General features: G+C 63.6%; 1 protein-coding gene. It reads right to left on the reverse strand.

Annotated elements, in window-relative coordinates:
• On the reverse strand, positions 1 to 209 hold a 209-nt coding region (locus NE623_RS14705; RefSeq protein ID WP_256276183.1), incomplete at both ends, for a topoisomerase DNA-binding C4 zinc finger domain-containing protein.

Consider the following 209-nt stretch of genomic DNA (forward strand, 5'->3'; position numbering starts at 1 on the left):
GCTTATGGCCGCCGTCCCGCGGGCACTGGCCGCCGGTGTCCTTCACCAGGGGGTGGGCGTTGCGGCACTCCGGGAAGCCCGTGCACGCCACAAACTTGCCGTACCGGCCGGATTTAATCACAATCGGGCGGCCGCACTTCTCGCAGATATCATCCGTGGGGATGTCCTCCACCTTGATGAGCTTGCCCTCCATGTTCTTTTCGGACTGC

Origin of the sequence: Gemmiger formicilis (assembly GCF_024462815.1) — a bacterium.
Lineage (GTDB): Bacteria > Bacillota > Clostridia > Oscillospirales > Ruminococcaceae > Gemmiger.